This is a genomic window from Maricaulis sp., from assembly GCF_048270095.1.
Taxonomy (GTDB): Bacteria; Pseudomonadota; Alphaproteobacteria; order Caulobacterales; family Maricaulaceae; genus Maricaulis.
The window spans coordinates 23186-42959 of sequence record NZ_JBLWTL010000025.1 but is presented as its reverse complement, the minus strand read 5'-3'; the positions used below and the strand labels follow the sequence as shown (position 1 = coordinate 42959).

Below are 19774 nucleotides of genomic sequence, written 5' to 3'. Positions count from 1 at the left end.
GGTCCTATGCCGCCTATCTCGGTCACGCCCTGGCGCTCGATATCCTGGCGCGGATCCTGGCGCCCTGTCTGGCGGGGACGGTTTTCGCCAGCCCGGTGTTTTACACGGCCGCACTGCTGGCGAGCCTTGTGCTGGCCTGGCTCAGCCATCGCCTGATCGAACTTCCGCTGTTGAAACTCGGAAAATCGGCGATCAGGGCGCTGCTGCCCGATCGGTCGGCCCCGAGCCCCGCCTAGCGGCAATCTTCCCTTGCACAGGCTCGCTGGGTCAGCGATACCGGACGCAATCAAAGCAGGAGAAATTCGACATGCGTGTTGCAATGATCGGGACGGGATATGTGGGCCTGGTTTCTGGTGCCTGCTTTGCCGATTTTGGCCATGAGGTCATTTGTGTCGACAAGAATGTCGAAAAGGTCGAGACGCTCCGCTCCGGCGGTATCCCGATTTATGAGCCTGGCCTGGACTTGCTGGTCCAGCGCAATGTCCGTGAGGGCCGTCTCAGCTTCACCGATGACCTGACCGAAGCCGTACGCGATGCCGATGCGGTCTTCATCGCCGTTGGCACGCCGAGCCGGCGCGGTGATGGCTTCGCCGATCTGAGCTATGTCTATGCCGCAGCGCGCGAAATCGCGAGCGTGATGAATGGCTATACCGTGGTCGTCACCAAATCGACCGTGCCGGTCGGCACCGGTGATGAAGTCGAGCGCATTATCCGCGAAACCCGGCCTGACGCGGATTTCGCGGTTGTCTCCAATCCGGAATTCCTGCGTGAAGGCGCCGCGATCGACGATTTCAAACATCCGGACCGCGTCGTCGTCGGTACTGATGACGAGCGCGCCCGCACGGTCATGCACGATATTTACCGGCCGCTCTTCCTCAATGAGACCCCGATTGTCTTCACGTCCCGGCGCACCTCCGAACTGATCAAATACGCCGCCAACGCCTTCCTCGCCCTCAAGATCACCTTCATCAACGAGATGGCGGACCTGTGCGAGGCGGTGGGCGCGAATGTGCAGGAAGTCGCGCGCGGTGTCGGTCTGGACAATCGTATTGGCAGCAAATTCCTGCATGCCGGCCCCGGATATGGCGGCTCCTGCTTCCCCAAGGATACCCTGGCCCTGACGCGCACAGCGCAAGAGTCCGGCGCGCCCCTGCGGCTGATCGAGACCGTGGTCGAGGTCAATGATGCGCGCAAGCGCTCGATGGCCGACAAGGTGATTGCGGCCTGCGATGGCGATGTCTCCGGCAAGACTGTCGCGGTGCTGGGTCTGACCTTCAAGCCCAACACCGATGACATGCGTGACGCGCCCAGCCTCGAGATCGTCCCGGCCCTGCAAAAGGCCGGTGCCCGCATCAAGGCGTTTGACCCGGCCGGAACCCTGGAAGCGGAGAAACTCCTGTCCGGCGTGGAATTCGTTTCGGGCCCGTATTTCTGCGCCGAGAATGCCGATGTCCTGGTGATCATCACCGAATGGAATGAATTCCGGGCGCTTGATCTGGAGCGGATCAAGTCGGCGATGCGCGCGCCGGTCATTGTTGATTTGCGCAATATCTACTCACCGGAAGAAATGGCCAGCGCCGGCTTCGCCTATTCGAGCGTGGGGCGGCCGACAGCCTGACGCCTGGCCGCCGCGCCCGGCAGGGGCGCGGCCGGCATGATGCGGACCAATTCTGGTCCCGGCGCCAGGTTTGGCAGGGTCATGCCAGCGCCAACCCACCCGTTATTCAGATGGAAGCGCCCAATGAGCCAGATCCCACAAGCGACACTGAAGCCCAATACGTCCGCTTTCGAGAATGAGCCGCTGATCAAACCGACCGGTTTTCGCGAATATGATGCGCGTTGGTGGTTCGGGCATCCGGCCTCCGATGTCGCGCCCGATCTCAACCTGTATGGCGTCCAGGCGCTGGGGCTGGGTCTGGGCACGTTGATCCATGAATTGGGCGTCGCGCCGAAAATCGCGGTCGGACATGATTTCCGCAGCTATTCCCTGAGCGTCAAACAGGCGCTGGAAGTGGGCCTGATGGATGCCGGGATCGAGGTGCATGATATCGGGCTGGCCTTGTCGCCCACCGCCTATTTCGCGCAATTCGATCTCGACCTGCCCTGCGTCGCCATGGTCACGGCGAGCCATAATTCCAATGGCTGGACCGGCGTCAAAATGGGCGCCCAGCGGCCACTCACCTTCGGACCCGACGAGATGTCGCGCCTGAAGGAAATCGTCCTGGGCGGACTGGGACAGTCCCGCGCCGGCGGCGGCTATGTCCGTCAGACGGGCGTGGCCGAACGCTATCTCGCCGACGTCTCGGAGGGCGCCTCGATCGCGCGGCCACTCAAAGTGGTTGCGGCGTGCGGCAATGGTACAGCCGGGGCCTTCGCCCCGCAGGCCCTGCGGGCGATGGGCGTCGACGTGGTGGAGCTTGATTGCGAGCTCGACCACAGTTTCCCGCGCTATAATCCCAATCCTGAAGACATGAAAATGCTGCACGCCATTCGCGATGCCGTGCTCGAGCACAAGGCTGATATCGGCCTGGGCTTTGACGGCGATGGCGATCGTTGCGGTGTCGTCGACAATGAAGGCGAGGAGATTTTCGCTGACAAGATCGGCCTGATGCTGGCGCGCGACCTGGCGCCGCTCTATCCCAATTCGACTTTCGTCGTCGATGTGAAATCGACCGGCCTGTTTGCGATTGATCCGGTGCTCGCCGAACATGGCTGCAAGACGGATTATTACAAGACCGGCCATTCCTACATCAAACGCCGTTCGCGTGAGCTCGGCGCTCTGGCGGGCTTTGAGAAGTCGGGCCATTTCTTCCTGCAGCCGCCGATTGGCCGCGGTTATGATGATGGCCTGGTGGCCGCGCGCGCCATCCTGCAAATGCTTGATCGCAATCCCGGCAAGAGCATGGCCGATCTGCGCCGCGCCATGCCGGTCAGCTTTGGCTCGCCGACCATGTCACCAGCCTGCGCCGATGAGGTGAAATACGGTGTGGTCGAACGCATCGTCGCCGATATCGAGGCGCGCCATGCCGCCGGCGAGATGATGGCCGGGCGCCGGATTGTCGACGTCAATACGGTCAATGGCGTGCGCTTCACGCTGGAGGGCGGGGCCTGGGGGCTGGTGCGTGCCAGTTCCAATACGCCCAATCTCGTCGTCGTGATCGAGAGCACGGAATCGGCCGATGATGTCGCCTCCGTGTTTGCGGCGATTGAAGGCCTGCTCTCGGCCTATCCGGAAATCGGCGCCTTCGACCAGAAACTCTGATCGCTGCGACTACTGGTCGTCAAATTCCAGTGCCGCGGCCCTCAACGTAAGCGAACCCGTATGCTCGCGTGAAAATGCGTTGTCGGCTCCAGGCACACTCGCTGCCGGGACCAATTCGAGGACAATCCGGTTGGTTTCGGCTGGCAGGTCGAAGGGGATGGTCAGCCGGATACTTTCTTCTGTGACGGTCTCGGTCCACCTCGTCTCATCCGCCTGTCGGCGCGGGATGGTGCGCCCGGCCACCCCATCAATCAGAAATTCGAATCGTTCCCCGGTCGGTTCAAGCGTGACCCGGATCAAGGGGAGGCTGGTAACCGAGCGTTCAAGAATGATCTCCAATGTCGCCGCGTGAGCGTCCGGATACGTGTTGAGTACGGCTTCACCGATTTCCAACCTGGCAGTCTGGAAGGAAACCGCGCGGTTGTCGCTGGCCAGTAGAATGGAGCCGGTGTGATAAACCTCCGACCCGCGCCATGCGGACGAATCAATCAGGGAGAGGTCCGAATTAATGGTCAGTGCTTGGCCGGACATGCGCGCCGACTCCGCACCGGTCGCATCGGTATTCGCCCAGGTGCGGAATGCATCGATGATGTCAGAATCGGCCCGGACCGCCGCGCCCAGCCTTTCCGACCCGCGCCAATTGAGGTGATCCCTGTCGAAGTAGGAATAGTGACCGTCAACCTGACCCTGGCAGATCGTCCCTTCGCAGAGATAGTCGTTGAAATCCACATAGGCAGCGCCAAGCGATTCAGCGGTTAACCTGATGATTCGATTAACCTCTGTGACAGCGCTTCGGTCGACTGCGGCGCGTTCCGCACAGCGCAGGAAGGGAAAACGGATGGCCTTGATGGGACAGGTGGGATCGGATTGTGCGAGCTGGGGCACGCGGCCGATCACCAGGACTGCGGTGCCATTTTCGGTCAGCGTCTGGATCGTGTCGCTCAGGGCAGCCAGAAAAGGTTGCCCACCGCGCTCAAGATTGTTCTGCCAGTTCGCTGCCAGGATGATGTGGTCATAATTCGGCAGAATCTCTCGCACCATCTCGACCGAGGCGTTGCAGCGGTCGACCGAGCGCGTCGGGGCAAATTGCCCAAATGTGTTCAGCAGGGGCGGGCAGGCGGAGATCGAAACATTTCTGAAGCCGAAGCCAGCCTCATCCGCAATTTCCCGAATTGTTCCGACATAATGCCCGGAATTGGAGTCACCCCACATGAGAATTGGTGGTTCCTCAGTTGCATTGATGCGGCAAGCAGCTCTGGTCAGGTGGCTGTCCCGAAGCATGAAGCGCTGACAGATATAGGAGGCATCGGTCGACGGACCGGCACCAGTAATCATCCGGTCGACTTGCGCAACATAGGTCGAGTCGAAACGCCAGACGCCGAATCCGCCGGTCGTGAAGACCGCCGCCGTCACCGCCAGAATGAGCAATGTCGGGGCCGCGAAATAGACGGTGAAGATATGCGAGAGCGAGGCCTTGGTCCGGCGGAGGGGGCGCTCAACCAACCGGTAGGACAGGATGGAGGCCACGATCATGATCACGAAACAGATCAGCTTGAGCTGCAAGTCGAGATCGCCGACGAGGTAGCGCGTAAAGGCGAGGACCGGCCAGTGCCACAGATAGAGCGAGTAGGAGATGAGGCCGATCCAGACAAAGGGCTGGAAGGATAGTGCGCGGTTGATTAGGGATCCGCCGACACTGCCGACATAGATCAGCCCGACAGTGCCGAGCGTGACCGGCAGGGCGAGAAAGCCTGGAAAGAGATCGCCCTCATGGATGAACACAAGGCTGCCTGCGATCAGGGCCAGCGACAGCATGGCGAGAAATTCGCGCAAGATGCGCGGTAGCTGGAGTTCTCGGTAGTGGTGCCGGACCACGAGCAGGCAGATCGCCCCGGCGAGAAGCTGGCCGGCCCGCATCGGCAGCATGTAGTAGGCCGTCATCGGCGCAGCCGGGGCCACGGCCTGGGCGAGCAGGAAGGAGGCCAGCGCCACGACGCCGAGCCCAATCAGCACATAGCGGCCATAACCCCGCGAGCCCCAGGCCGCGAGGATAAGGGGCCAGAGCAGGTAGAATTGCTCCTCAACGCCGAGCGTCCACAGGTGGAGCAGTGGAATGGTGGTGGAATCGTCCGCGAAATATCCGGTATCAACCGAGAACAGGAAGTAGAAGTTCGCCAATGACAGGATCGAAAAGACGGAGGAGAGGGACAGGTCCTTGAAGTCAGCAGGCAGCATGATGATTTGCCCGACCACGAGGGTCACCAGGATCAGCGCCACCAGCGCGGGAATTATCCGCTTGATCCGTCGCTGGTAGAACTCAGCAATGCTGAAACGGCCCTGCTCGATATCGGAGGTGATATTGCCGGTAATCAGAAAGCCGGAAATCACGAAGAAGATATCGACGCCGATGAATCCACCCGGGACCCAGGTCTTGTCGATATGGAAGAGCACGACGGCCATCACGGCGAGCGCGCGCAATCCGTCGATATCCGGCCGGTAGTTCGAGGTCGTTCCGGAGTGCTTATAGTTCATCAATCGGCTCTCTTGGCAGTTGGACGCCGCGCGCGCAGCGGTCCGATTCACGCTCTCAAGTCAGGGTGACGGCTCGGCAGGCGCGCCGATAGTGGCATAATTGATCGCGAAATCCGCCAGCAAAATGCTCCCGGTCGCAGTGACCGAATAATCATCATTGAGCAGCGTGGCGACCGCCGGGAGAATATCGAGTCTCAGTTCGCTATTTGCCGGATCGAAGGGAATCGTTGCCGTCAGCTGAATAAAATCGTCATCGACCTGCGCAGTCCAGGTCTCTGGTTGACCCCGGCGCAGGTCCACGCCGTCGCCCTGGGCATTGACGATGAAGTCGAAGCGCCCGGCGGGCGCTGTGGTCCCGATGCGCAGCAGCGGGCGGCTCGAATCCAGTCGCCGGAAGACGGTCGTGACGGTGAGCATTCTCGCATCAGAGGCTGGCAGTGTGCCTGGTGCCAGGGTGAGATAGGTCGACTGGTATGCGGTGTCGGACTCATCGCGGAACATCAATCCGCTCGTCATAGGCAGGGCGCGCCGATTCGACCAGATGTCCGGCAGGAGCAGGTCGATGAGCGAAGGCAGCCGATCGGCAGCCTGACCGCCCGGGATGGCCGGCATGTCGCTGGGGCTGATGGCGACGATGGGTCTGAAGGCGGCAAGAATGGCGTTGTCATTGATGACCGCCTGGCCAAGTAATTCGCCGCCGCGCTGGCTCAAATGCCCGACATTGTAATAGGCATTCACCTCGCCGATCACGCTCCGGCAGTGACCATCCGGACACAAGTAGTCATTGAAATCGACGTAGCGCGCACCCGCGGCTTCGGCCAAGGCGCGTATGGTCGCGTTTACCTCATCGGCGGCCGCGCGGCGCACCATCCCATGGTTTCTGCAGGTGATAAAGGGAACGCGCAATCGCTTGCGTTCACAATCATGATCAACGGATGACAATTGCGGCAGGCGGCCGATCACCAATACATCAAGACCGCGTGCACCTAGCTCCGCGAGCGTGCCGCGCAGTTCCTCCAGAAAACGGTCGCCGCTATGGTCGAGGTGGTGTTCCCAATTCGCGGCAAGGATGATGGATTGATATGCGTCGAGAACTTCGAGTGTTGCTGAAACCGATTGCTCACAACGATCTGCCGTGCGCGGGTTTGCAAAGTCGGATGCGTGTCGAAGCAGTGGCGGGCAGGCGGCGTGCGCAATGTTGCGGAAGCTGAAGCCCAGTCTCTCAGCGATGGCTCGCACGGTGCCGACATAGTGTCCGGCGTTGGAGTCCCCCCAAAGCAGAGCGTTCGGCTCACCGACACTATTGATGCGACAAGCCGGGAGTGTGACATCGGTTTGATCCAGATGGACGCCTTGGCAGGTAAATGGCGATGCGGTGCTTGGCAGAATGCGGGGTACATTGTCGGGCCCGAGTTGAGCGAGACGCTGCACATAGCCGGAATTGAATTGCCAGAAACCAAAGCCATGGGTGGCGCGAATGCCGATGAATGCGAGGCCGATCAGCACCGTCGGCAAGACGAGGTGAGCCAAGAATACGCGGCGGAAACCGGCGCGGGTGACCCGGAATGGTGCCTCTACCCAGCGATAAGATAGCCAGGCCAGCAGGAATATTACGACGAGGGCCAGGCCCTTTCCTGCGAGGTTAAGGTCCCCGGTGAAGTATCGGGCGAAAGCCACGACCGGCCAGTGCCACAGGTAGAGTGAATAGGAAATCAGGCCGGTCCAAACCAGAGGGCGGAAGGTGAGGATCCGGGTCACGTATGAGCCGCCGAGATTGCCAATGAGGAGCAGGCCTGCCGATCCCAGTGTCACTGGGATGGCCAGTACACCTGGATAGGTCATGCTCTGATTGATCCAGATCAGGCTCGCGACGATAAGCGCGAGCGAGCCCCACCCTACACACTCCCGAACCCGATCGGCGAATGGCTGTGCGGGATCAATCTGTTGCAGAAAAAAATAACAAAGGGCCCCCGCCAGCAATTGCCCGACACGGGTTGGCAGCATGTAATAGGCCGCCATTGGTGCCTCGGGCGCGATCATCTGGGCGGCGATAAAGCTCGCCACTGCGACCAGGACAAGGGAGCCGATCAGAATGCGGTTGAAGCGGCGCGCGCCAATCGCGCAAAGCGCCAGTGGCCAGATCAGGTAAAACTGTTCCTCGACTCCCAGCGTCCATAGGTGAATCAGTGGTTGGAGCGTCGTTTCATCGGCGAAGTAGCTCGTGTCGACCGACAGCAGGAAATAGAAGTTGGCAACGAAAAGTTGCGACGCAATGGCGCTGAGCGTCAGATTCTGCATGTCCTCAGGCAGTAGCAGGATCTGCCCGACCAGTAGGCAGGTCAGCAGCACGACCGACAATGCGGGCATGATCCGGCGGATCCGGCGGCGGTAGAATTCGGTGACCTTGAAACTGCCGCGCTCAATGTCCTGCGCGATATTGCCGGTGATGAGAAAGCCGGAGATCACGAAGAAGATATCAACGCCGATGAAGCCGCCCGGAACCCAGCTCTTGTCGATATGGAAGAGTACAACCGAAAGTACGGCAAGAGCACGCAAGCCGTCGATATCTGCCCGGTATCCTTCCCGGACTGTCGCGAGTAGCTTCATTTGCCGTAGCCCAGGTGATAGATGTTAAAAATCATGCGGTGAAAGCTTCATGATCATAGTGTGTTCATGAGCTTATGGACTGTCGGGTTTCGCCGGTCAATGTGGGCCACATGGCGATAATCGAGCGACTGCTGTTGGGGCAAATAGTCGGCACTGGAAACGATATTGCACAACATGTTCGGGTCGTGCGGCGATGGGTTCGGGGTGTTTTGCAACGCCCGGCTATCCGCGTCGGAGTTGAGCGATATGACGGCGCGGGTGGCCAGCAAGGCTTTCGCCGCTATATCTGACCGCATGGGTGTGGGCGAATAGCTCAACCTTGCGCTGCGTGCGGTGCGCGCGAAACGACGGGCGCGTTAGCCGCAAGGTGTCGGTGGGCGTCCACCGGAAAAATGGATCGACGGCGCGAATATGCAAAGTTTTCTGACGCGTATCCTGGGCCTGCTTTTGCGTTGGGCGGATTTCCGATCCGCGCTGATTGACGCCTTGGGCGGTTCCCAAGGCCAGGCGGTGCTGGATGCGGCTGTCGCGGTGCAGCCCGAGCGCGCTGCGTCGGTTCTGGCGCGCCCTGACCTGTCCTCCCGCGCGGCTGCGACGCCGGGCCATGCCGACGCGATCCTGGCCCATCTTCCAGACGATTTACTGCTCGACGCCCTGCGTCAGCGTCTCCCGGACTCCGCGACCATCCTGCCGCAATTGTCGAGAGCCCCCTTCCTCGACGCCTTGATGGCGCGACCGGACTTTGTCGCACGCATCGTCGATCAGGCTGGCAGCCCCCTGATGCTGGAGGCCATGCGCGCGCGTATGGAATCCGACATGGGGCTGACCTGGCAGCTGGTGAATGAACGCGTCTTGCGCAATCTGAGTGAATCGACCCGGTTCGACTCCATCGCCGCCGAGGGGCTGGGACGCCCGGCGCTGCGCGAGGCCGTCAAACGCCGCCTGGCCGGCAATCCGGATTATGCGCGCTCGGTCCTGACGCGCCAGCAGCTGAGCCATGTCCTGGCTGACCCGGTCTTCCTCGACGCAGCAGCCTCACGGCTTGAAGATCCGTATCTGGTCGATGCCGTCGCCCGCCGGACCGGCGAGCATGCGGCCTATGCCCGTGATGTGATCGGCCTCGATGCCTTGCGCCACCTTTCAGCCAGTGAAGACTTGCAGACGATCATCGAGGAGCGCCTCGATAGCCGCGAACTGGTCGGGCATATTGCTGGCCGGCTGGCACAGGATGCCGGTTTCCGGACGGCGATCCTGGGCGGTGAGGTCTACAAGGCGGCGCGCAAGGACCCGGAATTCCTCAACGCCGCGGCGGACGCGATTCACAGTGCGCGGGTCATCCAGGCCGTCCGGCGCGCCGCGGCCGAAGATGCCGAATATGCCCGCCTGGTTATCGCCCCGAAGGCGCTGACCCGTCTGTCCAACGATCCGGGCTTTATCGGCGTCGTCACCGGGTTGGTCGGGCAGGACTATATGATCGAGGCGGTGCGCGCCGCGATCACCGGCGACCCGGTCTTGCGGGCCCGGATCATCGACTCGGAAACTCTGGAACACACTCGCGCCACACCCGATTTCAGGCGCGCGGCTGCGCGAGAGATCGGCAGTGATGAAGTCGCCAACGCCCTGCGCGCTGCGCTGGAAGCGGATGCCGGCTACCGCGCCCGTATCATCACCGGGTCTGTCATGGAGGCCATGGCTGACAGCCCGGTCTTCCTGGCGGCAGCCGCGCGCGCGATCAACAACACGCCGGTCGTCGACGCGGTCCAAACGGCTGTCGCGGCGGATGCTGACTATGCCCGCCGGGTGATTTCGCGGGAGGCCCTGGAGCACCTGTCTGAAGACCCGGTCTTCGCCCATGTGGCGGCGCATCAGGTCGGGCAGGACTATATGATCGCGGCGGTTCGTGCTGCGATCTCCGCTGATCCGGCCTTGCGGGCCCGGATCATCGACGCGGAAATTCTGGAACACCTGCGCGGCACCCCTGAGCTTCAGCGGATCGCCGCCGGTGAAATCAAGAGCCCGGCGGCCGAGCTTGCCATCCGGGCAGCGCTTGAATCCGACGCCGGATACCGGGATCGCATCATCACCGAAACGCTCCTGCAGGCCGCGGCGGGGGGGGCGGAATTCCGGACGATCGCGGCGGGGCAGCTCACGACCGAGCCGCTGGTCCGCGCTGTTCGTACGCTTCTGCTGGATGATACGTCCTATGCGCGGGCGGTGCTGGACCAGGAGGTTCTGCGCAAGTCGAGAGATACGATGGCGTTTGTGACGGTCGCTGCCGGCTCGATCCGCGCAACGGGTGTCCAGTTGGCGATCCAGCGACTGATGATGCGCGATCTCGAATACGCCCGGGTGCTGCTCAATGAGCAAATCATCGAGTCGGTCGCCGATGATGCCATGGTGCTCGAGCCCGCGGCCCGGCGGATTGACAGCCCCCGATTGGTCGACGCAGCCAAGGATGCGCTGCGAGACGATGAAGCCTATGCGGCGCGCCTGCTGACAACCGAGATCCTGAAGGTCGTTGCAGACCGCGATGCCTTCGCCAAGGCGACCTCCACCATGCTGCGGGTGGGCGGGTTCCGAACCAGCGTCCAGCACGCGCTGGGAGATGAGCCGGTCCTTGCGGCCAAGCTCGCCGGTTCCCCGGCAGTCCTGTCGAATTTGCTGGATCAGCCCTGGAAGGGCAAAGGCAAGCTCCTCGACTTCACCGGACGGGCCGCCACAGTCTGGCGGTCGCTGGAACGGATCTATGGCAAGGAAAGACTGGAAGAGGTTGCCGCAAGCGTGGCTCCGCCCGAAAGGGGTTTCGGCCGCGAGACGGATGTCCGCGACTACATGCTTTCACGTCTGTGCGAGGGCAATATCATGCGCCTCCCGCATGGCGAGATCGAGTTCATCGACCGCCGCTCGCTCTGGACCCTGGTCAATGAAATCCTGATTGATGAGGAATACTACTTCCACAGCGACAAGCCGGACCCGGTGATTATCGACTGCGGTGCGAATTTCGGCATGTCCACGGTCTATTGGAAATTACTCTATCCCGACGCACGGATCACCGCCTTCGAGCCGATCGCGGAATATGCCGATCTGGTCAGGGCGAATGTCCGCCGCAATAGTTTCACCAATGTCGACGTGCACACGGCGGCCCTGTCCGACCATGGTGGTCAGGAGACCTTCTTCGTCTCCGAAGACCACTCCATGGCGGGTTCGCTGACCGAGCGGCGTACGGCTTTTGGCGATGCCATCCATGAGATCACAGTCGATACCGTGCGGCTCAGCGAGTACATCACCGGGCCGGTGGATTATCTCAAGCTGGATATCGAAGGCGCCGAGCCCAGGGTGCTGGCCGAGATCGAGGACAAGCTGAAATGGGTCGATCAGCTCACCATGGAGTGGCATATCGACCCCGACAAGACGGCAGACGGCTTGTCCGAGGCTCTCGTTCGCCTCGAGCGGGCCGGCTTCGCCTATGGGGTGGCAAAGTCTTACAACTATCTCCGCGCCACCTCTCACCGGCCGATTTCGCACGTGTCCGGCGTCGGGACATTCAATGTCTGGGCCATCAAGCGCGACAGTCTCAAGCGCTTTCGAGACTAGGCCCGGCACTGTTGGCGACTGTGCAAATCCGGAGAATGACCGTTCCAAACGGAACAAAAATTGCTACAAGAATTAGCATCGAACCACTAGCCGGTCGGTCGCGAACGCGGCTTGGATCGAAATCATTTCTGGGAGTCTGACATGTCGAAGGTCGATCACGCGTGGCTTGGTGATTATTTCAATAAGTACAAAGGCCTGATGTTCGACGAGCAGGTCTATGGCCAATTGCTGGAATTCCATAAACTGTGCCTGAGTGTTCGTGAGCGCGGCGGCAAGCTGATGTTTGCCGGAAATGGTGCCAGCGCTTCGATCTCGTCGCACGGCGCCGTCGACTTCACCAAACAGGGGCGCGTGCGGGCGGTTGATTTCAACGAGCCCAATCTCATCACCTGTTTTTCAAATGATTTCGGCTATGAAAACTGGATCGCCAAAGCGGTCGAGTTTTACAGCGACCCCGGCGATGTCCTGGTCCTGATCTCCGTCAGCGGTAAATCACCCAATGCCGTCAAGGCTGCCGAATATGCCAAGTCCAAGGGTATTCCCGTTGTCGCCTTCACCGGCTCGGGCGGCGATAATCCATTGCGTGGCATGGCGGAGATCGATTTTTGGGTCGATAGCCGTGCCTATAATATCGTCGAGTGCATTCATATGGGTTGGCTCATGGCCGTGGTCGACATGCTTGTCGGTCAAGCCGAATATCCTGTGAACTGATACAATTCGGGGCGCGCCGGCAGATTTGCGGCGCAGGGCGATTTAGGGGGGCGATGTGTTATCCTGGAGTTCGGATATTTCACATCTGGAGCGGCTTGCGAGCTATCTCCGTGTGAAGCGCGCGCGGGCGCGCTATTTTGAGACCTTGCGCCTCGATTTCAGCAAGGGCTTCCCCTTCACCACCCGTGACCCCGGCTACCAGGGCCGGATCGCCAAGCTGTGGAACAAGCACAAGGGCAAGCGCGGTTTTGTGATCGGAAACGGTCCAAGCCTGGGCCAGATGGATCTGTCCAAGCTCAAGGACGAGGTCACAATCGGGTCGAACGGGATCTTCCTGAAGTTCAAGGAAATGGGATTTCACACCACCTATTTCACCATGGAAGATATCCAGCAGGTGGAAGACCGGCGCGACCAGCTCGCCCAGGTCAAGGGGCCGGTCAAGATCTATGGTCTCCACAATTCCTACGCGATCAAGAAGGTGGATGAAGACACGCTTTTTGCGAACGTTGCCGTTGAGAGCTATCCGACCAAGAATCGTTGGAAAGAATTCTATCCGGGTTTCTCAACCGACTTCGCGAATATCGTCTATCTCGGCTCGACCATCACCTACATCAATCTGCAACTCGCCTTCTTCCTCGGATTGAACCCCGTCTACATTATCGGGTGTGATCACAGCTATGGGCCATTGGCCAAAGCCTATCCCCCCGGGAAGATCCGCATCACGCCCGAGGTTTTTGAAATGCTCAAGGAAGCGCATTTCATCAACAATTATCACAAGGTGGGTGGCACGTTCGGCATCCCTTACGTCTCCTACCAGGAAGATGCGTACAAGCGCGCGCTTGAAGTCTTCCGCGGCTCCGGCCGTGAGGTGTTCAACGCGGGTGAGAACTCGAAACTGGACATCTTCCCCCGCGTCAATTTTGACTCCCTCTTCTAGCATTCAAAGAGAGTTCCGATGCGCATCGTCCATCTCACCTATACTCTCCGCGGCGGCGCCGGCACGGCTTTGCGGCGTCATCATTTGGCTCTGCGAGACCAGGGTATCGATTCCCAGGTCGTGGTTGGTGAACCGGTCAAGGGCGACTCGCCCCATATTCATTGCCTGAAGGATCTGGTGGACGTGCCCGACGCGAAGGTCCGGGCTTTTGAAGCCCTCGCGCGCCGACATCAAAAGCGTGACGGTTCCGGCGATCTTTGGGCCTCGCCGGAGAGTTTCGGTCTCAAGGATACGGACCTCGTCCGATCCGCCGACATTTTTGAGGTGCGCCAGCTCCATGCCGGCGGGCACCGGCCGTTTTTCAATTTTCGGGCATTGCGGGCGATCGCGCGCGAGAAGCCGGTGATCTGGCGCCTGTCCGACATGTGGGCCTTCACCGGCTATTGCGCTTATTCACTGGAGTGTGAGCGCTGGCGGGATGGCTGTGGCCCGTGCCCCCAGCTCACGGTCGAGCCGGAAAAAGCCGAATTGCGCCGCCCCGACCGGGACAATTCCGCCATCATGTGGGGGGCTCGGCGCAAGGCCTTCAAGGGCGTGCCTTTCCATATGGTTTTCCCATCGGAATGGTTGCTTGAGAAGGCGCGCGTCAGCCTGCTCGACCAGGCGGCATCCTTTACCCATATTCCGGTCGGTGTCGATCTCAACGTTTTCAAGCGCTCGGCCAGCCAGGCCAACCGCGCCCGGCTTGGCATTCCCAAGCAGAATTTCGTCATTGCCGCGGTCTTGTCCAACGCCAAGAACCACCGCAAGGCCTTCGACCTGTTCGCGGCCGTGGCGGGGCAGTTGCGGGAAAGACAGCGGACCAGCCTGGTGATCATCGGAAATGTCGGTGATCTGGACGGCCATCCGGACTTTGAAGGGCTTCAGATCGTCAGCCCCGGCTTTGTCGGCGAGGAAGCCGAGCAGGCGGCCATCCTGTCGACGGCCGATGCTTTCCTCTTCCCGTCACGATGCGATAATTCCGCCCAGGTCCTGCTGGAGTCGGCGGCCAGCGTCCTGCCCACGGTGTGTTTCGACGTGGGCGGCAATGCCGAATACGTGAAGGAAGGCGAGACCGGCCGGGTTATTGCCCCGTTCGATGTGGTCGCCATGTCGGCTGCAATCCAGGCCTATCGCGACGATCCGAAACTGGCGAAGGCTCATGGCAAGGCCGCCCGGCGCTTCATGGGCGAGAACTGCTCGGTTTCCCTGCAGCGTCAGCGCTTCATGCAGTTGTACGAGCAGGTGCTCTCGGGCGCGGCGCAGTAGCCGCCACGGGCGTTGCCGGAGCCACCGCTTCATTCTCGATCGCCTTGACCGGGCTCGCTTTCGGCATCAGGCCGGATTCCGTCAGGCAGTGTTCCAGCGTAGCCACGAAGGCCTTGTCCGACAGGCGGCGGTCGAAATATTCCTGCGCGCGTTCGGCATATTCGTCGTAATTGCTGTTGAGCTCGTCGAATGCGGCGATGAAGGAGTCGTAGTTGTTTGGCTCATAGGTCAGGCCGACCCGATTGGCCTCGGTGCGGAAACCGCAGACGCCGTAGGACGGGAAGATGACCGGTTTGCCGAACGACATCACCTGGCGCCAGACGCCGCTGGTTCTGGCGTGGTTGCGGTAGGCGAGTGGGATGTAATGGGCGTCCCGGAACAGCCGGTCGATAAATTTCTGCGAGCCGCAATAGGTGCTGAATTCAAGCAGGCGGTCATCCTCGATGAGTTTTTCCCGCGCGCGGACTTCCCGCCAGTTGAGCACCTGGTAGCCCGGCTTGATCCGGCCCAGTCGCACGAGGATCAGATCCGGGCGATCGGCCGCCAGCCGAAGCAGGAAATCAAAACCCTTGCGCACTTCGAGGTCGCCGAACAGAAGCACGATCTTCTTGCCCTTATGGCGCCCCTTCCATTGCTGGTAACGTCCGGCCAGGCGCTTGTAGAGCGTGGTTTCCTCGTCGGTGAGGACTTCCTCGGGCTCGTAATGGCCGACTTCCTCGATGAGATGGACCCGGCCGGCCTCGGTGTGGCGCTGGGCGTAGACATCGTCGGACGCCAGGATGCCATCGAGATAGCCGGGCTGAACGAGAAGGTGCTCGTAGATCACCCCGCGCAGCCAGTGGCGCCGCTCATCCAGATGCTTGAGGCGGCGTGCGGGAAGCGTGCGGCGATACAGGTAATCATAGCGGATGCAGACCGCATAGGTGTTGCCGATGAAGCGTGGCTTGCCCGCCTGGCCCTGCGCCAGGAATGTCTTCAGCATCGCATCGCCATCCATGAAGAATGTCACGGCGATATTCTCGGCCTTCTGGTATTCGACAATGGCTTCAAGCTCGGACGCGGCGCTCGGCATGCTCTTGCGCAGGCTCACGACCCGGACGCCGTCGAGATCCTTGATGCCCTTCATGCTCGGCGACGTGAAATCCTTCCAGGTGGCCTGGGTGGCATCATGCAACAGCCATTGCAGCGACGTGGCATCCTGCTCGCCGCAATAGACGACATCGACCTCAAAACCGAGCTTGTGCAAGGCGTCCGCGAAGCGCGCGGCGTAGAGATGCCGGTGGCCGCCAAGATGGCTGGAATAGATCATGACCCGGCGTGAGTTCGTGGCGAGCTTGGCGCCGCCACGGATCCGGCCATATTTGGCCTGTAGCGCAAACGCACTGATCTTGGAAATCAGGTCGTTGATAACATTTACGTTTTCGAGGTTCATGAACTTCCCGACCTAATCTTGGTTTGCGGCATTCCGATATTATGCTGAGCGCGGCTATTCAGCCAGCAACCCGGTCGTTGGGCCCGCGACCTTCAACACTGTTGGCGAGATACCATTCATACGCGTCCTGCAGGCCCTCGCGAAGACCGATCGAGGGCGCCCAGCCGAGGCTGCGCAGGCGGCTGATGTCGAGTAATTTGCGTGGTGTGCCGTCCGGTTTGGACGCATCCTTGCGCAGGCTGCCCTCGAAGCCGACGACATCCATGACCAGCTGCGCCAGCGCATCGATGCGGATGTCTTCGCCGGTGCCGACATTGACGTGCTCATCACCGGAATAGACCTTGAGCAGGGTGACGATCGCATCGGCGCAGTCGTCGGCGTGCAAAAACTCCCGCAGGACCGAGCCGCTGCCCCAGATCTCCATCGAATCGGCCTTGGCCATCTTGGCTTCATGGGCCTTGCGGATCAGGGCCGGAATGACGTGGGAGGATTGCAGGTCGTAATTGTCATACGGCCCGTAGAGATTGGTCGGCATGGCGGAAATGAAATCGCAGCCATGCTGGCGCCGATAGGCCTGGCACAATTTGATGCCGGCGATTTTCGCCAGCGCGTACCACTCATTGGTGGGCTCGAGCGAACCGGTCAGGAGGGCGGCCTCCTGGATGGGCTGTTCGGCAAATTTTGGATAGATGCAGGATGATCCCAGCAGAATGAGTTTCTCGACGCCGGTCCGGTGGGCGGCCTCGATGATATTCGCCTCGATCATCAGATTGTCGTAGAGGAAGTCGGCCGGGTAACGGTCATTGGCGAGAATGCCGCCGACTTTTGCGGCCGCGATGATGACGAGTTCCGGCTTCGCATCGGCCATCCAGGCGCGGGTGGCCTGCTGGTCGCGCAGATCGACCGCCTTGCTGGCCACCGTCAATAATTCGCCCGGAGATTCGCGTTCCAGCCGGCGAACGACGGCCGATCCGACCATCCCCCGATGGCCGGCGACCCATATCCGCTTGCCCTTCAGGTCACACGGTGTCGTCGCCGTGCGATCATTCAAACCGGTCATTTCGGTCACCTTCCATCGCGACCGCCTTCAGGTCGGCTGCCACCATTTCCTGAACGAGCGCCTCGAAACTGGTGGTGTGGGTCCAGCCCAGCTTTTCCCGTGCCTTGGCCGGGTCAGCGAGGAGAAGCTCCACTTCGGTCGGGCGGAAATACCGCTCATTGATGCGCACCAGTGTGCGGCCGGATTCGGCGCAGATACCGGTTTCGTCAATGCCTGTTCCGCGCCATTCGATCGTGATGCCGACATGTCCGAAGGCCTTCTCGACAAACTCGCGGACGGTGTGCATCTCGCCGGTGCCGAGTACGAAGTCGTCGGCCGTCTCGTGCTGGACGATGCGCCACATACCCTCGACATAATCGCGTGCATGGCCCCAGTCGCGCTGGGCGTCGAGATTGCCAAGATAGAGGCAGTCCTGGAGCTTCAGCTTGATGGCGGCGACGGCGCGGGTGATTTTCCGGGTCACGAAGGTCTCGCCGCGCAACGGGCTTTCATGGTTGAACAAGATCCCGTTCGACGCGTGCATGTCATAGGATTCCCGGTAATTCACCGTGATCCAGTACGCGTAGAGCTTGGCGGCCGCATAGGGGCTGCGCGGGTAGAAGGGAGTCTTTTCTGTCTGGGGGATTTCCTGAACCTGGCCGAACAGCTCCGAGGTGGAGGCCTGGTAGAAGCGCGTCTTCGACTCCATCCCGAGAATGCGAATGGCCTCGAGGATGCGCAGCGCACCCATCGCATCTGAATTCGCGGTATATTCAGGCGTTTCGAAACTGACCTGGACGTGGGACTGGGCCCCCAGATTATAGATCTCGTCAGGCTCGGTCTGCTGCACCAGGCGGATCAGATTGGTCGCGTCGGTCAAGTCGCCATAATGCAGGTGAAGCTTCTGGTCCTCGGCGAAGGGGTCCGTATAGATGTCGTCGATGCGGCCGGTATTGAAGGACGATGACCGCCGCTTCACACCATGAACCACATACCCCTTGTCGAGCAGCAAGCGCGCAAGGTACGCACCATCCTGCCCGGTGATGCCGGTTACAAGCGCGACTTTATTGCCCATTAATTCCCCCTAGAACCAATCGCCGGACCTGATTGAACGCCGAAAGACCGAGCTTGGACTTCCGTTTCGCCTGCCAATTCGCGCGATGAGTGATGATGTGGATCGTCTAAGAAAATTGGCGGCATCACGCAACCCCTTATCACAATGTATTATAGGGAATTTTGCTAGGCAAAATTGGCGATCTACGGTTTGCGGTATTCGCCGGCACTGCTTGTGTGTAAAGAGCGGCCCAACGCCCGGACCTGTTCTTGGGGGGACGAAAACCTCCGTTTCGGCCGTTACTGGCGCCGCTTCGACCCCGTTGCTGGCTGGCTGTGCGCCCGACCCGGCCGGCAAAGCTGAGAAGTTCTATAGGCCCATGCAGGCTGGGGATGTATACAATGCGTCCGCGAGCAATTCGGCGATTTCAGGAAGCCATGGCTTCAGGCTGAGCATAGCCATTGATACCGGCCAGGCCTCATTTCGCGGCCCGGTCTCGTGGGTATCGGCGCGGCGCCGCTGATGCCCGGCAACCAGATATAGGTGCATTTTGGGTCAGCCGGCTTTTCAACTCGTGAGACGCGATATTCGCGCCCAATATGCCGGGTCGGGGCTCGGCCTGATCTGGGCCCTGCTCGAGCCGCTGATCCTGGCGACCGCATTCATCTTCCTGCGCCATTCGGGCATGATCACGATCGGCGATATTACTCTGCCCTACGCGGTCTATGCCGTGACGAGCCTGATGGTCTGGCAGACTTGCGTTGACGGTATTAATGGCGGGCTCAATTCAATCACGCGCATGCGCCCTTTGTTGAAGACGACGCAGGTTTCGGCGGGTTCGGTGGTCTGGGTCGTGATCCTGACCGCGTGCTTCTTCCATCTCTTCCGGCTGGTGGTGGCACTGGGGGTCGCGCTCGCATTCGGTATTCACGACCCGGTCAATCTGCTCGCCTACGCCCTGCTGTCATTCCTGGCGCCCTTCTTCGGCGTTGCGATCGGATTGCTCGTGGCGCCATTCGCAGAGCTCTACCGGGATTTGAAGATTCTGGTCTCCTCGGCGCTGCGGCCGCTGCTCTTCGTCTCCGGTGTGATCATCCCCATCCCCGATCAATTCTCTTTTCTGGGGGTTTACAATCCGATAGCCGTCGCAATATCCACCGCCCGTGATGCGCTTGTCGGCGTGGGGCGGGTGGATTACGGTCTCGCCGGCCTCTGGCTGGCAATCATGTTCATTGTGTTCGCAATCGCGCTATTCATCTTCCGGCGCACGCTTAGAATCGTCTTGTGAGAGCTCCCAA

12 protein-coding genes and 1 pseudogene are annotated in these 19774 nt (G+C 60.7%); 8 read left to right on the top strand and 5 right to left on the bottom strand.

Annotation, left to right across the window (positions count from 1 at the left end):
* From ACN0YJ_RS12555 to ACN0YJ_RS12545, 3 genes and pseudogenes are all read left to right on the top strand, one after another.
* Positions 1–236 (top strand): annotated as a pseudogene (locus ACN0YJ_RS12555) (hypothetical protein); the annotation flags it as partial.
* 71 nt (positions 237–307) lie between these two features.
* Positions 308–1618 (top strand): UDP-glucose dehydrogenase family protein, encoded by a 1311-nt coding sequence (locus ACN0YJ_RS12550; protein ID WP_417478102.1) that lies wholly within the window; start codon positions 308–310, stop codon positions 1616–1618.
* Between the two features lie 123 nt (positions 1619–1741).
* Positions 1742–3262: a phosphomannomutase/phosphoglucomutase gene (locus ACN0YJ_RS12545; RefSeq protein ID WP_417496392.1), complete on the top strand. Its 1521-nt coding sequence runs from the start codon at positions 1742–1744 to the stop codon at positions 3260–3262.
* 9 nt (positions 3263–3271) lie between these two features.
* Here ACN0YJ_RS12545 and ACN0YJ_RS12540 read toward each other — a convergent pair whose 3' ends face one another.
* Together ACN0YJ_RS12540 and ACN0YJ_RS12535 are read right to left on the bottom strand one after the other, a co-directional pair.
* Positions 3272–5794 carry an acyltransferase family protein gene (locus ACN0YJ_RS12540; RefSeq protein WP_417488816.1) on the bottom strand — a complete coding sequence of 841 codons (2523 nt, stop codon included), beginning with the start codon at positions 5792–5794 and terminating at the stop codon, positions 3272–3274.
* Between the two features lie 60 nt (positions 5795–5854).
* A complete protein-coding gene (locus ACN0YJ_RS12535; protein WP_417488817.1) occupies positions 5855–8401 on the bottom strand; it encodes an acyltransferase family protein in 2547 nt (848 codons plus the stop codon).
* Between the two features lie 411 nt (positions 8402–8812).
* Between ACN0YJ_RS12535 and ACN0YJ_RS12530 the strand changes: the two genes are divergently transcribed.
* The 4 genes from ACN0YJ_RS12530 (at position 8813) to ACN0YJ_RS12515 (ending at position 14951) form a co-directional block, all read left to right on the top strand.
* Complete coding sequence (locus tag ACN0YJ_RS12530) at positions 8813–11995, top strand: FkbM family methyltransferase (protein ID WP_417496391.1); 3183 nt, start codon at positions 8813–8815, stop codon at positions 11993–11995.
* Positions 11996–12136: 141 nt separating this feature from the next.
* Positions 12137–12706, top strand: coding sequence for a D-sedoheptulose-7-phosphate isomerase (locus ACN0YJ_RS12525; RefSeq protein ID WP_417478107.1), 570 nt, complete (start codon positions 12137–12139; stop codon positions 12704–12706).
* Positions 12707–12761: 55 nt separating this feature from the next.
* Entirely contained in the window at positions 12762–13643 is an 882-nt protein-coding gene (locus ACN0YJ_RS12520) for a 6-hydroxymethylpterin diphosphokinase MptE-like protein (RefSeq protein WP_417478108.1), read from the top strand.
* Between the two features lie 18 nt (positions 13644–13661).
* The gene (locus ACN0YJ_RS12515) at positions 13662–14951 is read left to right on the top strand and encodes a glycosyltransferase (RefSeq protein WP_417496390.1); all 1290 of its coding nucleotides are present in this window, start codon (positions 13662–13664) and stop codon (positions 14949–14951) included.
* On the opposite strand, the gene ACN0YJ_RS12510 is transcribed toward ACN0YJ_RS12515, so the two are convergent.
* The 3 genes from ACN0YJ_RS12510 to gmd are packed head-to-tail and all read right to left on the bottom strand — an operon-like array spanning position 14908 to position 18497.
* A complete protein-coding gene (locus ACN0YJ_RS12510; RefSeq protein ID WP_417496389.1) occupies positions 14908–16383 on the bottom strand; it encodes a hypothetical protein in 1476 nt (491 codons plus the stop codon). The genes ACN0YJ_RS12515 and ACN0YJ_RS12510 overlap by 44 nt on opposite strands.
* A gap of 58 nt (positions 16384–16441) precedes the next feature.
* Positions 16442–17443, bottom strand: coding sequence for a GDP-L-fucose synthase (gene fcl / locus ACN0YJ_RS12505; RefSeq protein ID WP_417496388.1), 1002 nt, complete (start codon positions 17441–17443; stop codon positions 16442–16444).
* Positions 17427–18497: a GDP-mannose 4,6-dehydratase gene (gene gmd / locus ACN0YJ_RS12500; protein WP_417478112.1), complete on the bottom strand. Its 1071-nt coding sequence runs from the start codon at positions 18495–18497 to the stop codon at positions 17427–17429. The genes fcl and gmd overlap by 17 nt, the downstream gene beginning before the upstream one ends.
* Before the next feature lie 553 nt (positions 18498–19050).
* Here gmd and ACN0YJ_RS12495 point away from each other — a divergent pair.
* Positions 19051–19764 (top strand): ABC transporter permease, encoded by a 714-nt coding sequence (locus tag ACN0YJ_RS12495; protein WP_417478113.1) that lies wholly within the window; start codon positions 19051–19053, stop codon positions 19762–19764.
* The last annotated feature ends 10 nt before the right edge of the window (positions 19765–19774 follow it).

What these genes read in the sequence shown, in the direction of transcription:
- ACN0YJ_RS12550 (WP_417478102.1), top strand. Translation starts at nt 308, where the DNA reads ATGCGTGTTGCAATGATCGGGACGGGATATGTGGGCCTGGTTTCTGGT.
- ACN0YJ_RS12545 (WP_417496392.1), top strand. Translation starts at nt 1,742, where the DNA reads ATGAGCCAGATCCCACAAGCGACACTGAAGCCCAATACGTCCGCTTTC.
- ACN0YJ_RS12540 (WP_417488816.1), bottom strand. Translation starts at nt 5,794, where the DNA reads ATGAACTATAAGCACTCCGGAACGACCTCGAACTACCGGCCGGATATC.
- ACN0YJ_RS12535 (WP_417488817.1), bottom strand. Translation starts at nt 8,401, where the DNA reads ATGAAGCTACTCGCGACAGTCCGGGAAGGATACCGGGCAGATATCGAC.
- ACN0YJ_RS12530 (WP_417496391.1), top strand. Translation starts at nt 8,813, where the DNA reads ATGCAAAGTTTTCTGACGCGTATCCTGGGCCTGCTTTTGCGTTGGGCG.
- ACN0YJ_RS12525 (WP_417478107.1), top strand. Translation starts at nt 12,137, where the DNA reads ATGTCGAAGGTCGATCACGCGTGGCTTGGTGATTATTTCAATAAGTAC.
- ACN0YJ_RS12515 (WP_417496390.1), top strand. Translation starts at nt 13,662, where the DNA reads ATGCGCATCGTCCATCTCACCTATACTCTCCGCGGCGGCGCCGGCACG.
- ACN0YJ_RS12510 (WP_417496389.1), bottom strand. Translation starts at nt 16,383, where the DNA reads ATGAACCTCGAAAACGTAAATGTTATCAACGACCTGATTTCCAAGATC.
- fcl (WP_417496388.1), bottom strand. Translation starts at nt 17,443, where the DNA reads ATGACCGGTTTGAATGATCGCACGGCGACGACACCGTGTGACCTGAAG.
- gmd (WP_417478112.1), bottom strand. Translation starts at nt 18,497, where the DNA reads ATGGGCAATAAAGTCGCGCTTGTAACCGGCATCACCGGGCAGGATGGT.